The organism is Streptomyces sp. NPDC057963 (assembly GCF_042887155.1).
Taxonomy (GTDB): Bacteria; Actinomycetota; Actinomycetes; order Streptomycetales; family Streptomycetaceae; genus Streptomyces.
On record NZ_JBHVPX010000007.1, the window covers coordinates 106,863 to 122,324 of the forward strand.

14 protein-coding genes are annotated in these 15,462 nt (G+C 69.5%); 11 read left to right on the forward strand and 3 right to left on the reverse strand.

Annotated elements, in window-relative coordinates:
* The first annotated feature begins 15 nt into the window (after positions 1-15).
* From ACFVT1_RS18280 to ACFVT1_RS18300, 5 genes are all read left to right on the forward strand, one after another.
* Positions 16-1,212 carry a glycosyltransferase family 2 protein gene (locus ACFVT1_RS18280; protein ID WP_389796390.1) on the forward strand — a complete coding sequence of 399 codons (1,197 nt, stop codon included), beginning with the start codon at positions 16-18 and terminating at the stop codon, positions 1,210-1,212.
* Between the two features lie 147 nt (positions 1,213-1,359).
* A complete protein-coding gene (locus ACFVT1_RS18285) occupies positions 1,360-2,430 on the forward strand; it encodes a glucose-1-phosphate thymidylyltransferase (RefSeq protein WP_389796392.1) in 1,071 nt (356 codons plus the stop codon).
* On the forward strand, positions 2,427-3,413 hold the full coding sequence (rfbB, locus tag ACFVT1_RS18290; protein ID WP_389796394.1) for a dTDP-glucose 4,6-dehydratase: 987 nt from the start codon (positions 2,427-2,429) through the stop codon (positions 3,411-3,413). Before ACFVT1_RS18285 ends, rfbB begins: the two co-directional genes overlap by 4 nt.
* On the forward strand, positions 3,410-4,294 hold the full coding sequence (gene rfbD / locus ACFVT1_RS18295) for a dTDP-4-dehydrorhamnose reductase (protein ID WP_389796396.1): 885 nt from the start codon (positions 3,410-3,412) through the stop codon (positions 4,292-4,294). The genes rfbB and rfbD overlap by 4 nt, the downstream gene beginning before the upstream one ends.
* Before the next feature lie 156 nt (positions 4,295-4,450).
* The gene (locus tag ACFVT1_RS18300; protein WP_362194062.1) at positions 4,451-5,245 is read left to right on the forward strand and encodes a class I SAM-dependent methyltransferase; all 795 of its coding nucleotides are present in this window, start codon (positions 4,451-4,453) and stop codon (positions 5,243-5,245) included.
* Positions 5,246-5,363: 118 nt separating this feature from the next.
* On the opposite strand, the gene rfbC is transcribed toward ACFVT1_RS18300, so the two are convergent.
* Together rfbC and ACFVT1_RS18310 are read right to left on the reverse strand one after the other, a co-directional pair.
* A complete protein-coding gene (gene rfbC / locus ACFVT1_RS18305) occupies positions 5,364-5,963 on the reverse strand; it encodes a dTDP-4-dehydrorhamnose 3,5-epimerase (RefSeq protein WP_389796399.1) in 600 nt (199 codons plus the stop codon).
* A 145-nt stretch (positions 5,964-6,108) separates the two neighbouring features.
* Positions 6,109-8,148: a glycosyltransferase family 2 protein gene (locus ACFVT1_RS18310; RefSeq protein ID WP_389796401.1), complete on the reverse strand. Its 2,040-nt coding sequence runs from the start codon at positions 8,146-8,148 to the stop codon at positions 6,109-6,111.
* Positions 8,149-8,569: 421 nt separating this feature from the next.
* On the opposite strand from ACFVT1_RS18310, the gene proB reads away from it, so the two are divergent.
* The 5 genes from proB to ACFVT1_RS18335 all read left to right on the forward strand — a co-directional run bounded on the left by proB (position 8,570) and on the right by ACFVT1_RS18335 (position 14,096).
* Positions 8,570-9,703: a glutamate 5-kinase gene (gene proB, locus ACFVT1_RS18315; RefSeq protein WP_389796403.1), complete on the forward strand. Its 1,134-nt coding sequence runs from the start codon at positions 8,570-8,572 to the stop codon at positions 9,701-9,703.
* Between the two features lie 144 nt (positions 9,704-9,847).
* Positions 9,848-10,348 (forward strand): hypothetical protein, encoded by a 501-nt coding sequence (locus tag ACFVT1_RS18320; RefSeq protein WP_389796407.1) that lies wholly within the window; start codon positions 9,848-9,850, stop codon positions 10,346-10,348.
* Between the two features lie 219 nt (positions 10,349-10,567).
* Positions 10,568-11,851, forward strand: a complete 1,284-nt coding sequence (locus tag ACFVT1_RS18325) for a glutamate-5-semialdehyde dehydrogenase (protein WP_389796409.1) — start codon at positions 10,568-10,570, stop codon at positions 11,849-11,851.
* Between the two features lie 67 nt (positions 11,852-11,918).
* A complete protein-coding gene (locus ACFVT1_RS18330) occupies positions 11,919-12,524 on the forward strand; it encodes a hypothetical protein (protein ID WP_389796411.1) in 606 nt (201 codons plus the stop codon).
* 423 nt (positions 12,525-12,947) lie between these two features.
* Positions 12,948-14,096, forward strand: coding sequence for a hypothetical protein (locus ACFVT1_RS18335; RefSeq protein ID WP_389796413.1), 1,149 nt, complete (start codon positions 12,948-12,950; stop codon positions 14,094-14,096).
* On the opposite strand, the gene ACFVT1_RS18340 is transcribed toward ACFVT1_RS18335, so the two are convergent.
* Complete coding sequence (locus ACFVT1_RS18340; protein ID WP_389796415.1) at positions 14,020-15,177, reverse strand: M48 family metallopeptidase; 1,158 nt, start codon at positions 15,175-15,177, stop codon at positions 14,020-14,022. The genes ACFVT1_RS18335 and ACFVT1_RS18340 overlap by 77 nt on opposite strands.
* Positions 15,178-15,287: 110 nt before the next feature.
* Between ACFVT1_RS18340 and ACFVT1_RS18345 the strand changes: the two genes are divergently transcribed.
* Positions 15,288-15,440 carry a hypothetical protein gene (locus ACFVT1_RS18345; protein ID WP_362194088.1) on the forward strand — a complete coding sequence of 51 codons (153 nt, stop codon included), beginning with the start codon at positions 15,288-15,290 and terminating at the stop codon, positions 15,438-15,440.
* Positions 15,441-15,462 lie beyond the last annotated feature (22 nt).

Sequence of the window (15,462 nt, forward strand, 5' to 3'; positions counted from 1 at the left end):
ATTCCTGATGTAACCGTGATCGTTGGCGCATACGAGGCGATGCCTTACCTCATTCGCTGTCTCGAATCGGTGGAGACGCAGACCATCGGAGCCGACCGGATCGAGATCGTGGCAGTCGACGACGGTTCGACCGATGGAACCGGCGAGTACCTGGAGGAGTTCGCGGCCCGGTCCGCGGTTCCGACCCGAGTGGTCAGACAGGCGAATTCAGGGGGCCCCAGCGGCCCGCGCAATGTCGGTCTCGGCCTGGCCCGGGGTCGCTATGTCTTCTTCCTCGACGCGGACGACTACTTCGGTGACGAGGCCCTGGAGCGGATGGTCGCGATGGCCGACCGGGCACACACCGACGTGGTGCTCGGCAAAGTGGTCGGGGTCAATCGCGGGGCGCCCCAGTCGATGTGGACGGCCACCAAGGAGCGCGTCAATGTATACAACTCCAAGGTCATATACACGCTGAGCGCGCAGAAACTCTTCCGGCGTGAACTGCTGGAGCGACTCGATCTGAGATTCGACGAGGGACTCAAGACCGGTGAGGACGCGCTCTTCACCATGGAGACATATCTGCGCGGTGCCGGAATATCCGTCATATCAAATTACACCTGCTATCACCTGGTCGGCCGGGACGACGGAAAACACGTCACCAAGAGCGGCACCTATCTGTGGCGCTTCGACTCCATGCGGGCCATGATGGAGCTCATCCACCGGCTCGAACCCGCCGGGCCGAAGCGCGACTTCCTGATGGTCCGTCCCTTCACGGTCGGGATGCTGCAGCAGTTCGGGCCGGTATTCCTCCGGGACTCGGAAGAAGTGCGGCGCCACAAGATGGAGCTCGCCGCGCCGCTCATGGACACGTACTGGAACGACGGCGTGTCGCGCCTGATCAAGGTTGCCGAGAGGCTGCGGCTCGCCGCCGTCGCGCGCGGCCGGTCCGACATCCTGACGGACCAGCTGACGTATGTGCGGAAGAAGTCCGTTCCGGAAGTGGTCAGTTCACGGAAGGGTGACAAGCTCTTCCTCGCGTACCCGTACTTCCGGGACCGTTCGAGTGGTCTCTCGGACTCCGATTTCGAGGTAACCGTGCCCGACTGGCACGACGGCAAGCGCATCGAGAAGCCCGAGACCGTGGCCCGCAGAATGTCGCTGTCGCGGCGCGTCGCCCGGCGCATGCGGCGTGACGTGCGGCGTTGGAAGTCGCGGATCCGCGCGAAGTAGACGGGCCCGTCCCGACCCGCTCCGGAAGTGTGTCCCCATCTCGTTCACAGAGTTGACGCACGAAGAATCGCGCAGCAATCCTCAGTAAGGTCGCCCAGCAGGTCGCAGCCGCGACAGGACCGATATCTCACATGAGGACTGGTTCACGTGAAGGCTCTCGTACTGTCCGGAGGGGCCGGCACCCGCCTGCGTCCCATCACCCACACTTCGGCCAAGCAACTGGTGCCCGTGGCGAACAAGCCCGTGTTGTTCTACGGGCTGGAAGCCATCGCGGAAGCGGGCATCACCGAGGTCGGCATCATCGTGGGCGACACCGCCCAGGAGATCCGCGAGGCTGTCGGGGACGGTTCCCGGCTGGGCATCGAGGTCACGTACATTCCGCAGGACGAGCCGCTCGGCCTTGCCCACGCGGTGCTGATCGCCCGTGACTTCCTGGGGGACGACGACTTCGTCATGTACCTGGGCGACAACTTCATCGTCGGCGGGATCACCGGTCTGGTCGCGGAGTTCCGCGCCGACAGGCCCGATGCGCAGATCCTGCTGACCCAGGTGCCCAATCCGACCTCCTTCGGCGTCGCGGAACTCGACGCCGAAGGCCGGGTGGCGGCGCTGGAGGAGAAGCCGAAGGAGCCCAAGAGCGATCTGGCGCTCGTCGGCGTCTACCTCTTCACCCCGGCCATCCACGAGGCCGTTCGCTCGATCGAGCCCTCCTGGCGCGGTGAACTGGAGATCACGCACGCGATCCAGTGGCTGATCGACCAGAGGCGTGACGTCCGCTCCACCACGATCCGCGGCTACTGGAAGGACACCGGCAACGTCACCGACATGCTGGAGGTCAACCGGACCGTACTGGAGACCATCGAACCGTCCCACGAGGAGGCCGAGGTCGACGAGGGGAGCGAGATCATCGGCCGGGTGCGGATCGAGGCGGGTGCCAAGGTCAGCGGCAGCCGCATCGTCGGGCCCGTGATCATCGGCGCCCGGTCGGTGATCAGCGGCTCGTATGTCGGCCCGTTCACCTCGGTCTCGGAGGACTGCCGGATCGAGGACAGCGAGATCGAGTACTCCATCGTCCTGCGAGGCGCCTCCGTCGCCGGTGTCCGGCGCGTGGAGGCATCGCTCATCGGCCGCGATGTCGAAGTGACCCCCGCGCCCCGATCCCCGTCCGCCCACCGACTTGTGCTCGGCGACCACAGCAAGGTGCAGATCTCCTCATGACGACCAACATCCTGGTGACCGGCGGCGCCGGTTTCATCGGCTCGCACTACGTCCGTACGGTGCTCGGCCCGGAGGGACCCGGTGACATCGCCGTCACCGTGCTCGACAAGCTCACCTACGCGGGCAACCCGGCCAACCTCGACGAGGTGCGCGACCACCCCGGTTTCGTGTTCGTGCAGGGCGACATCTGCGACACCGAACTGGTCTCCGAGCTGATGGCCGGGCACGACCAGGTGGTGCACTTCGCCGCCGAGTCCCATGTCGACCGCTCCATCGACGGCGGCGCCGAATTCGTCCGGACGAACGTCGTGGGCACCCACACCCTGATCCACGCCGCGCACCTGGCCGGCATCAAGACCTTCGTGCACATCTCCACCGACGAGGTCTACGGCTCGATCGACGAGGGCTCCTGGCCCGAGACCGACCCGCTCGCGCCCAACTCGCCGTACTCGGCGGCCAAGGCGTCCAGCGACCTGATCGCGCTCTCGTACCACCGCACCCACGGCCTCGACGTGCGGGTGACCCGCTGCTCCAACAACTACGGGCACCACCACTTCCCCGAGAAGGTCATCCCGCTGTTCGTCACCAACCTGCTGGACGGAAAGACGGTCCCGCTGTACGGCGACGGCGCCAACGTCCGCGACTGGCTCCACATCGACGACCACGTCCAGGGCATCGAACTCGTCCGTACGAAGGGCCGGGCCGGCGAGGTCTACAACATCGGCGGCGGCACCGAGCTCTCCAACAAGGAGCTCACCGGTCTGCTGCTGGACGCCTGCGGGGCCGACTGGGACACCCGCGTCACCCATGTCGAGGACCGCAAGGGCCACGACCGCCGCTACTCGGTCGACTGCACCAAGATCCGCGAGGAGCTCGGTTACGAGCCCCGCAAGGACTTCCGTACCGGCCTCGCCGAGACCGTGCAGTGGTACCGCGACAACCGCGCCTGGTGGGAGCCGCTGAAGGACCGGGCCGCCCTGTGAGCGCCGTCTGGCTGGTCACCGGAGCCGCCGGGATGCTGGGCCGGGACGTCCTGGCCCGGCTCGCCGGTGAGGACGTCCCGGCGGTCGCCGCGGACCGTGCGGCCATGGACATCGCGGACCCCGGATCGGTGCGCGCGGGCTTCGACGAGCACCGCCCCGCCGTCGTGGTGAACTGTGCCGCGTGGACCGCCGTCGACGACGCCGAGTCCCAGGAGGACGCCGCGCTGCGGGTCAACGGGACGGGCCCCGAGGTCCTCGCCGCGGCCTGCCGCGAACACGGCGCCGTTCTCCTCCAGGTCTCCACCGACTACGTCTTCGCCGGGGACGGCGAGAAGCCGTACGCGGAGGACGGCCCCACCGGACCGCGCAGCGCCTACGGCCGCACCAAACTGGCCGGCGAACGCGCCGTGTTGAGCATCCTGCCGGACACCGGGTACGTGGTGCGTACAGCCTGGCTGTACGGCGCGGGCGGCGGGAACTTCGTCCGTACGATGATCAAGCTGGAGGGCGTCAAGGACACCCTCGACGTGGTGGACGACCAGCGCGGACAGCCCACCTGGACCGTCGACCTGGCGGACCGGCTGGTCCGGCTCGGACAGGCCGCCCTCGCGGGCACCGCCCCCGCGGGGGTGTACCACGGCACCAGCGGCGGCGAGACGACCTGGTTCGGCCTCACCCGGGAGATCTTCCGGCTGCTCGGCGCCGACCCGGCACGCGTCCGGCCCACGACCAGCGAGGCCTTCGTGCGGCCGGCTCCCCGGCCCGCTTTCAGCGTGCTGGGACACGACCGCTGGGCGGCGGCCGGTGTCGAGCCGATCCGGGAGTGGCGGGCGGCGCTGGAAGAGGCATTTCCGGCCCTTCTCGCAACAGAGAGTTCATGATCGTCGAATGATCGTATCGACGGTTGAATCCCATCGAATTCCAAAGATCTGAACACCGAAGGTTTACCTGGGGGAGAACAGTTACATCACCGTCCGTTCATGAGGTAACTTCGCCGGGGACCAGACCAGTTGGTTTCCTCCGAAGGGCTGCTCCACGTGAACCGCCATGACTTTCTGCGTCATTTGCACCGTGTCTACCGACCTCGGAACTATTTGGAGATCGGGGTCAACGACGGCAGAAGCCTGGCCCTCTCGCGAGTGCCGTCCGTCGCCGTCGACCCCGCATTCCGTGTGGTGACGGACATCAGTTGCGACGTCCACCTGGTCAAGGCGACGAGCGACGACTTCTTCGCCCGCAAGGACCCGCTGCTGCACCTGCGCAACGGCCGCAATCCGTTCCGTGCCCTGGCCCGCCGCGACCCGCTCAATGTGATGGGCGGGGACCCGAAGCTGGAGCTCGCCTTCATCGACGGCATGCACCTCTTCGAATACGCGCTGCGCGACTTCATGAACGTCGAGAAGCACGCCCGCTGGTCGAGCGTGATCGTGCTGGACGACATGCTGCCGCGCGATGTCGACGAGGCGGCCCGCGACCGGCACACCAAGTTCTGGACCGGTGATGTGTACAAGGTGGTGCAGGTGCTGCGCCGCTTCCGTCCCGACCTGGTGGTCGTCGAGGTGGACACGGCACCGACCGGCGTGGTCGCCGTGTTCGGCGCCAACCCGGAGAGCGACATCCTGAAGAACGCGTACGACAAGATCATCGAGGAGTACGTCGTACCCGATCCGCAGGACGTGCCCGAGGAGGTGCTGGTGCGGAAGAACGCCGTCCAGCCCGAGGCGCTGCTCGGCGCCGACTTCTGGCCGGCCCTCTCCCGCGCCCGCAACCTGCGCCGTCCGCGCTCGGCGTTCGCCCCCTTGCGCAAGCGCATCGAGGCCGTGACGGGCTGACCGGCCGGGCCCACCGGGCCGCCGCCCGGCTCGCGACCCGTACGCAGCCCCCGCGACCCGTACGCAGCCCCCGTGATCCGTACGGACCACGGGGGCTGCGGCGTTCCCGTCCGGGCGCTCAGCCGCGGGCGCGCAGTTGGGCGTAGTAGGCCTGGCAGGCCTCGTACGACGGCAGCAGTCCGTGCTCCTCGGCCTCGGCCAGCGAGGGGGCCGCGGCGTCCTTGTCGGACAGCAGCGGGGCGATCTCCGCCGGCCACTCGATGCCCAGTTCGGGATCGAGCGGGTTGATTCCGTGCTCGCGGCCGGGCGCGTAGCCCTCGGAGCACAGATAGACGACCGACGCGTCGTCCGTCAGGGCCATGAACGCGTGGCCGAGACCCTCGGCGAGATAGACGGCGTGATGGTCCGCGTCGTCGAGCCGGACGGCCTCCCACCGCTTGTACGTGGGGGAGCCGACCCGGATGTCCACGATGACGTCGAGCACGGCGCCGCGTACGCACTTGACGTACTTGGCCTGGCTCGGCGGCACGTCGGCGAAGTGGACACCGCGCAGGGTTCCCCGGCTGGAGAGGGAGAAGTTGGCCTGCGCGAGCCGCAGCGGGTGTCCGACGGCCTCGCTGAGCTCCGAGGCCCTGAACCACTCGTGGAAGCTGCCGCGGCTGTCCGGGAAGACCTTGGGCTCATGCACCCAGGCCCCCGTGATGGAGAGCTGCCGCATGCGATCACGTCCTTGTTCCGGTGTGCTGGTGCTGGTGCTGGTGCTGGTGCTGGTGCTGGTGTCGATGTCGATGCTGACGTCGGTGTTGACGTCGGGTGGTGGTGGGACCGCCTCGTCGACGAGACGGTGGATCTGCGGGGCCGGATCAGCCGGTGAGCCGGGCGGCGAGGCGGCGTGCGCGCTTGCGGCCCTGCGGGGGGAGCCTGCGCACGAGGGGGCCGCCGACGGTGCGCAGCGCCCGGCGCAGGGTCGCCTTCCGGCGCTGCGCGAGCAGACCGGCCATGATCGTGTCCGCGGCCGCGGGCAGCTCCGGATCCAGCTGGATCCTGCCGCCCCCGCCGACGGTGACGTCGCAGAGGCTCAGCGCGGGGCCCTTCTCGCCGTCCAGCCGGACGGAGAGCTTCCAGGTACCCGCTGCAACGCCGGGGGCGCGGCGGGGCACGACGAGATGGGCCTGGCCCGCTGCCGGATGCAGCACGGTCCGCAGCGTGTGCACGGCCGAGCCCGTTCCGTCGGCCGGGCTCAGGACCAGTTGGGCGTCGGACGCGACGGTGGAGGCGGCGGTGAGGAGCTCCAGCCGGAGTTCGGGCCGCCGGCCCGGGGTCCGCAGCACCGGACGGCCGTCCAGGTAGGTGGCGAGCTTCTTGCCGCGGCGGCCCACATCGAGCGTGAGGTTGCCGTACGGATCGGTGAAGTACGGGATGACGGCACGGGCCGGCGAGCCGAGTGACGCGGGCAGGCAGGCGGCGTCCACCTCCGGGGCGCGGTCGGCGCCCAGCCGCGCCTTGCGGACCAGACCCAGGCCGCGCAGCGGCACCCAGACGTCCCAGAAGCCGCGGGAGACCCGGCCACGGCCCTTGACCGCCTCCGAGGTCACATACCCGCTGCCGCGCAGGACGATCTCGCAGGCTCCGTCGCCGAGTTCGTCGGTCTGCGTGGTGAACGTCGCGGGGCAGGGCCACTCGACGGCCGTCTCGCGATTGCGCAGCGACAGTTCGGCGGAGAAACCGTCGATGTCGTCGGTGACGTCGAGGAGTTCGTCCTCCATCGGCAGCCCGCCGCCGGTGTCCGGGTGCAGGAAGTACCGGCCGTTTTGGCGCAGCAGTTTCACCGGCTCCTCGTCGTCGCCCTGGACCAGCCGGGCGGTCACGGTGAGAGCGACCCGGCCGTCCGGCTGCCAGGCGAAATCCTCCAGACGGGCCGACGCCTTGACGGACCCCGCGAACCGGGCGATCCGGAGTAAACCCTCCCGGTCGTCCTTGCGTAGAAGTGTGGACCGGATCCGCAGCAGCGGACCGAGGCCGTCGTGCACCCCGTCGCCCATGAAGTCGATGGCCAGCGGCCTGATCGCGTCGCACATCTCCTGGTAGAACTCGGGCTGGTACTTCACCACCGCGGGTTCGCTGAGCCGGCTCAGCATTTCGACGCGGTAGAAGCGGCGGAGCAGCAGATCCCGGAACTCGCCCGGTTCGGTGTGGGCCACGACGACGTCCAGGACCTCGCGGAGGTTCCCGTAGTACTGGGCCGGGACGATCCTGGTGGATCCCGCGTTCTTGCCGTCGTCGCGCCGGGAGTAGAAGTAGCAGGTGTAGTTGCCGAGGATCGAGACGACCTCGGCGGGGAAGTACGCCTGCATCATGTAGAGCTGGTCCTCGAGCCGGCGCTTGCCCTCGGGGTAGGCGATGCCGTTCTCGCGGAGGAACTCCGTACGGAACATCTTGTGCGGGGTGAGGCTGTCGTACAGGGGCGCGTCGCGCAGGGTGCACTTCTCGCGGTTCTTCTTGAACACGCCGTGCGGGACACCGCGGAAGTTGCTGGCCACCTTGCCGATGACGATGTCGGAGCCGTTGCGGTGGCCCATCTCGTACAGCCGGCGCAGGGCGTCGGAGGCGAGGTGGTCGTCCTGGTCGACGAACTGGACGTATTCGCCCTTGGCCTCGGCCACACCGATGTTGCGGGGCTTTCCGGGCCATCCGGAGTTGGGGATGGTGATCACCCGGAAATGAGGGTGTTCCACCGCCAGCTTTTCGAGCCGTTCGGGAGTGTCGTCCGTGGACCCGTCGTTCACGAAGAGAACTTCGAACTCCACTGCGGGAAGAGTCTGCTTCAGAAGTGACTCGACGCAGGGGTCGATGTACTTGCCGGGGTTGTATACCGGAATGACGACACTTACTTTGACTGGCATCGCTGCTGTCCCATGTCTGGTAGGTCCCTGGAGATGGCGGCGGATGCGGGGCCGACACTGCCACTGCCGAAAATGGGGGAGGGGCCGCCGCCACGCACCCTATCGGCTGTTAGATGAGTGAGACGTTCCGATGGTTGCACCGGCCGGCGGGCATGGGATTTATCCACCTCTTCGTGCGATGCCGATGCGTGGGGCCGATGCGCGGTGCCGAGAATTCGATCATTCGATATGTGTAATGAATGTGGGTGCCGACGCGACTGTCGACGCCGTCGACGGGAGAGGCCGGACGGGGCTCATCGGCGCAGACGCCGGGTACGGACGTCCCGTGGGGCCGCCCGCGCGTCCACGGGACGGAACGCACAGGCGCGCGTCCCGCCGCTCGCGTAGATTGCGAGGACCGGGCGAGGCCGAATCATTGGGGATGGACGTGTCAGGGGCAAGGCAGGGCGTCACAGAGGCCCGCAGAATCGTGGTCAAGGTCGGTTCCTCCTCCCTCACCACCGCGTCCGGCGGTCTCGACGCCGATCGCGTCGACGCGCTCGTCGACGTACTCGCCAAGGTGAGGAGCGGCGGGGAGCGCGAGATCGTGCTCGTCTCCAGCGGCGCCATCGCGGCCGGACTCGCCCCGCTCGGCCTGCACCGCCGGCCCAAGGACCTGGCCAGACAGCAGGCCGCGGCCAGCGTCGGCCAGGGATTGCTCGTGGCCCGCTACACCGCCTCCTTCGCACGGTACGGCGTACGCGTCGGCCAGGTGCTGCTCACCAGCAACGACACCAGCCGCCGGGCCCACTACCGCAACGCCTACCGCACGCTCGACCAGCTCCTGGACATGGGCGCGCTCCCGGTCGTCAACGAGAACGACACCGTCGCCACCGACGAGATCCGGTTCGGCGACAACGACCGGCTCGCCGCGCTCGTCGCCCATCTCGTCCGCGCCGATCTGCTGGTCCTCCTCTCGGACGTGGACGGGCTGTACGACGGCGACCCCAGTACCCCGGGCACGTCGCGGGTCGCCGAAGTGACCGGCCCCGAGGACCTCGCGGGCGTCACCATCGGCAGCGCCGGGAGGGCGGGCGTCGGCACGGGCGGCATGGTCACCAAGGTCGAGGCCGCCCGGATCGCCACGGCCGCCGGGGTCCCCGTCGTCCTCACCTCGGCGAGCCGGGCCGCCGACGCCCTGGCCGGACGCGACACCGGAACGTACTTCCACCGCACCGGACGACGGTCGGCGGACCGGCTGCTCTGGCTCGCCCACGCCTCCACCCCGCAGGGCTCGCTGACCCTCGACGACGGGGCCGTACAGGCGGTCGTCGAACGGCACAGCTCGCTGCTGCCCGCCGGAATCGCCGCCGTCGAGGGCGAGTTCACCGCGGGCGACCCGGTGGAACTGCGCGACCTCGAAGGCCGCCCGGTGGCCCGCGGACTCGTCAACTTCGACGCCAAGGAGATCCCGCAGTTGCTCGGCCGCTCCACCCGAGACCTGGCGCGGGAACTCGGTCCGGCATACGAGCGCGAGGTCGTACACAGGGACGATCTTGTCGTCCTGCACCCCTGACAGACCCCCTGAAACGGCTGAAAGTCCAGCCTCGGAGCGGGGACCTTGACGAAAACCGCCCCATCCCCGGCCGCGGACTGGTCAACTTTGTCTCGGGGACACAGCGGGGTACAGCACAGCAAACGCATTCACAGGAGGCCGCCGGTGAGACGAGCGCGCCCGGGGGCGCCGCCCCGAGGAACGGGCGGCCGGGCCCTGACCAGTGTCGGAGCAGGTGTCGGCTTCGACGAGAGACGGTCCACGGACCGCGGCGACGACCGGACCACGGGGTCCGAGCCGACGACGGTGCGGGAGGAGCGCACCCCGTCGAGACTCTGGCACGTCACGCTCAGTGTCTCGGGCGGTGCGATTCCACTGAAGGAGGTCAGACGCGGGCTGGAACAGCTGGCCCACGACCACCCCTTCCTGCTGACCAGCCGGTACGCCAACGACCACGCGGAGATCCGCTACTGGGAAGAGGCCCGCGATCTGCACGACGCGGCGGCTGTCGCGCTGCGGCTCTGGGGCGAGCACCGCTCCACCGCCAAACTCCCGCCCTGGGAGATCGTCGGTTTGGAGGTCATCGACCGCGAGACGTACCACCAGCGCATCGCCGAGGGATACGGACCGCCCCCGGCCGCCCCGGTCGGCGTCCACCCGTACTGAGTACGGCGACGGCCCCGGAGCGGAGCAGCAGTCCCGTATCGCCGGGGCGGCTCCGGGGCGGTCGTCCCGCATCACGGGAGCGGTCACGGGCCGGTTGTCCCGTGTCGCGGGGGCGGGTGCGGGGCGCGCGTCTCGCATCACGGGAGCGGTGCGGGGGCAGTTGTCTCGCATCACGGGATACGTGAGGGATGCCCGCAGTGTGCGCACTACTCTGCGGGCATGACCACGCTCTCGCCGTACGACAACATGTCCCCGGTCGCGCAGGCCGCCTACCGGGCACGTTCCGCCGCCGCCGACCTCGCGCCGCTGCCGCGCGCGGCGAAGGACGACGCGCTGCTGGCGATCGCGGACGCGCTGGAGGTGCGGACGAGCGAGATCGTCGCGGCCAACGCCGAGGACGTCGCCCGTGCGCGCGAGGCCGGGACCAGCGAGGCGATCGTCGACCGGCTCACCCTCACCCCGGAGCGGATCCGCGCCATCGCCGCCGATGTGCGGGACGTGGCGGCGCTGCCCGATCCGGTCGGCGAGGTCGTCCGCGGCTCGACCCTGCCCAACGGCATCGACCTGCGGCAGGTCCGGGTGCCGCTCGGCGTCGTCGGAATCATCTACGAGGCCCGGCCCAATGTGACGGTCGACGCCGCGGCCCTCTGCCTGAAGTCCGGCAACGCCGTCCTGCTCCGCGGCTCGTCCTCCGCGTACGCCTCGAACGTCGCACTGGTACGGGTGCTGCGCGACGCGGTCGGAGGATCCGGACTCCCGGCCGACGCGGTGCAGCTGGTACCGGGCGAGAGCCGCGACTCGGTACGGGAACTGATGCGGGCCCGCGGCCTCGTCGACGTCCTCATCCCGCGTGGCGGCGCCTCGCTGATCCGCACGGTGGTCGAGGAATCCACCGTTCCGGTCATCGAGACCGGCACCGGCAACTGCCATGTGTACGTGGACGCGCAGACCGACCTGGACATGGCCGTCGACATCCTGATCAACTCCAAGGCGCAGCGCCCGAGCGTCTGCAACGCCGCCGAGACGCTCCTGGTCCACAAGGACGTCGCCGCGGACTTCCTGCCGCGCGCCCTGGCGGCGCTGGCCGAGGCCGGAGTGACCGTGCACGGCGACGAGCGGGTCCTCGAATACGCCGAGGGGTCCGAAGCCACCGTGGTGGCGGCGACGCCGGAGGACTGGGAGACCGAGTACCTCTCGTACGACATCGCCGCGGCCGTCGTGGAGTCGCTGGACGCGGCTGTCGCGCACATCCGGCTCTGGTCCTCCGGCCACACCGAGGCGATCGTGACCACCTCCCAGGCCGCGGCCCGCCGCTTCACCCAGTTGGTGGACTCCACGACGGTGGCCGTGAACGCGTCCACGCGTTTCACCGACGGCGGCCAGTTCGGCTTCGGCGCCGAGATCGGCATCTCCACGCAGAAGCTGCACGCCAGGGGGCCGATGGGGCTGCCGGAGCTGACCTCGACGAAGTACATCGTCACCGGCGACGGCCACGTGAGGTGACCGTCCGGGGCCGGTGAATGTCGCCGGGTCCCTGCCCAGAACGACCCGGCGGGGCTAGTCTGGAGCGGTGCCGGACGACGTGGGGGGCAGGCCGTTCCCGGACGGCTGGGAGCCCGACGACGACCGCGGGGGCGCGGACGAGGACTTCGCCTCCGTGGTGTTCGACGAGGACTTCGTACGGGCCGCCGAGATCCATGAACCCACCGCGGTCGAGCGGTTGCTGGCTGCCGCGCAGGCGCGCGCCGAGGCCGAGGCGTCCCGGGCACGGGCGGGCGGCGGTCCGCCGGACGACGAGCTCCCCGACGAGGGATACGGACCGGGCGGTGCATACGGCCACGGGAGCGCCTACGGCGACTCGCTGGACCCCGATGGCGACGACGCGTACGGCAGCGGCCCCTACGGGCGCCACGGCGGCGCCCTGCGCCCGTACCGGGGCGCGGCACGCTGGCACCGGCCGGTGGCCTGGCTGCTGGCCGTGCTGATGGGCATCGGAATGATCGCACTGGCCTTCAGCGCCGTCTACCGCAACAGTTCGGGCAACCGCCAGGATCCCGCGCCGCCGCCCGCCACCACCGGGGTGGACAGCGCACCCGGCCCCATCCCGAGCACCATCCCGTCGGCCTCGGCCGGCTACCTCCGCCCCGCGGTCCCCGCGGCCCCGCGCACGGGCTGACGCCGCCGGACCGGACCACGCGCCCAGCACGTCGTGCCGCGCGCACGCGCCTGCTGTCCGCCGTGCCCCGTGCCTGCTGCCCCGCCGTGACCGCGCCTTTCCCGAGGGCGTCACGCCCGCACACCTTCCGAGACACCCCGATCAAGCCCCTGAGAGTGTCCCGCGCCCGTCCTGAGGGCGGTTCTCCGGGCTCCGGGTCCACTCTCGGGTGGGTTCTCTCGCGGCTTGGCGTTTACCTCGGTCGTAATCGACCTACCCTGAAGGTGTGACCCCTCTCTACGAGGGGGCTTCTCACTCGTCCGTACATGCGTAGTCATGCGACGTCATACGAACTCATGACGGACAGGCCCTGTCCGAAGCCACTCGGCCGAAGCAGAGCGAAGCGTTTCGGCCCCGGTCGGTGACGTGGAGTCGGGAGAAGTCATGGCGCACCGTGGAGAACCACCGGAAGGTCCGCCCGAGAACGCGCCGGGCGGTGGTGAGGACGAGTACCGGTCACTCGTCTTCGACGAGTCGTTCGTACGTGCTGCACGGCTGAAGGAATTCTCGGCCCAGGAGCGCATGGGGGACCACGCGCGCGCCGTGCGCAGCCTTCCGCCCCGAAGCCTCCGAGCCGGGTCCAGAGCCGCCATCGCCCTGGTCCTCCTGATCGCCCTGGCCTTTGCGACGGCCGTGTACATGGGCTTCCGCCACCCCTACCCGACCCCCGTCGGCAGGCGGGCCGAGGCCCTCCGATCGACCGTCGTACCCCTGGCCCCCCAGAGGGTCGTACCCGGCGGTACACCCGCGGGACTTCTCGCGAGGAGCCCCGCCGCGCAGTTCTCCAAAGGTGCCGAAGGCATCAATCTGCCGCCGATCCGGGGCACGGAGAACTTCTCGGACAGCCAGGTGGCGACGGCCCTGACCACGGTCAAGGACTACCTGGTGGCGTCCTCGCTCGACCCGGACGTCCTCACCGGCCGCGCGGTGCGACCGGTGGAACTGCTGCTCGACCCGGACCAGACGGCTCAGTTCGACCGGAGCATGACCCGACCGGACGACGACGGACAGCACGCCGCGGCCGGCTGGCTGGTGCGGTTCGACCCGGCGCAGGTGGCACTGGCCGCTCCGGACGTCCGGGTCCGGGGCACCCTGAGCTACACCGAGGCGGGATCCGACACCCTGGAGGTGGCGTCGGACCACACCTTCACCTACACGCTCCGCCCGGCCGCCTCGGGGCCCCAACGGGCAGGAGATGCTTCGCTCTTCACCGTCCGGCGCGAGCTGCACTTCCGCTTCGACCGGGAAGACCTGCGACTGCACCGGCTGGAGCTTCGCACCAGCTATGTCCTGGCCGGACCGCAGGCGTGCCCGACGGACACCACCGGTGCGCTGCGCCCGCTGCTCGCCGGGCAGCGCGCCGTCTCCCGCGGCCCCGCGGGCACCGACCCGTACGCGACGGGCCGGCCCACAGCCGCACTCTGCGGAACGCTTGCGGTCGGCTCCCCGCAGCCGGTCAGCTCCCCGCGGTCCCCGGCCCGTCGGGGTCACCAGGCTCCTGCGGCCGCGCAGAGTCCGCGGAGCCGTCCGTAGCGCCGCCCTTGGAACCGTCCGCAGCGCCGCTCCTGCCGGCCGCGCCCCCGCTCTGGCCGGTGAACTTGTCGCGGAGCTTGCCTCCCAGGTCCCCGGCGCCCCCCGCTATGTCGCCGACCAGCTTCATCAGCGGGTCCTTGCTGCTGCGCACCGCGTCCGCGTAGTGCGTCGCGGACTCCCGGAACGAGTCCGTCACCGAGGTGTCCTTGTCCTCGTCGCGCCGCGGGTAGTGGCCGTCCATGATCCGCTGGTAGTCCCGGGTCTCGGACCACTTCTTCAGCTCGGCCGCACGCACCGTGGTGAAAGGGTGCGAGCGGGGCAGCAGATTGAGGATCTTGAGCACCGAGTCGCGCAGATCGCCGCCCTTCTCGTACTCGTCGGCCTGGGCGAGGAAGGCGTCCACATTCATCTCGTGCAGATGATTGCCGCCCGCGATCTTCATCAGACCGCGCATCGACGCCTGCAGATCCTGGCCGACGAGCAGTCCCGCCCGGTCGGCCGACAGCTCCGACTTGCGGAACCACTCGCGCAGCGCCGTGACGATCGCCATGATCGCGACGTTGCCGAGCGGGATCCAGGCGACCTTCAACGCGATGCTGGTGAGGAACAGCAGGATCGTGCGGTACACGGCGTGGCCGGAGAGCGCGTGCCCCACCTCGTGGCCGACGACGGCCCGCATCTCCTCCTCGTCGAGCAGCTCCACCAGCCCCGTCGTCACCACGATGATCGGCTCGTCGAGACCGATGCACATGGCATTGGGCTGCGGGTCCTGATTGACGTACATCGGCGGGACCTTCTCCAGGTCCAGGATGTAACAGGCGTCTCGCAGCATGTCGTTGAGATGGGTGAACTGGGCGTCGCTCACCCGGACGGAGTCGGAGAGGAAGAGCAGTCGCAGGCTGCGCTCGGGCAGCAGACCGCTCAGTGTCTTGAACACGGTGTCGAAACCGCTCAGCTTGCGCAGGGCCACCAGGGCCGAGCGGTCCGCCGGGTGTTCGTAGGCCCGGGACGAGATCCCAGCGAAGCGCCTGCGCTGCCTGCTCGGCACGTTCTCGTGGCTCTCGTGGCTGCGGTCGGTCATGAATGGGCCCCCTGTTCGTACGAGACGTCGCTCGCCCCCTGACAATTTCCAGCGTAGGCGCTGGGGCTACGGTGTGCGGGGGGCTGTGGATAACTGAGGAGACGCCCGACATGCCGCATACCGTTGCTCTGCTCGCCGCCGCATCCGAGGACCAGGGACCCGGCAACACGCTCCGTATCGTGCTGCTCGTCTCGCTCGTCGGAGCTGTCCTGCTCGGCTGGTTCCTGCTCCGCGGATACCGCAACGACGACAACAACGACTGAGTCGGCGTGAGCGTGCCCGGGG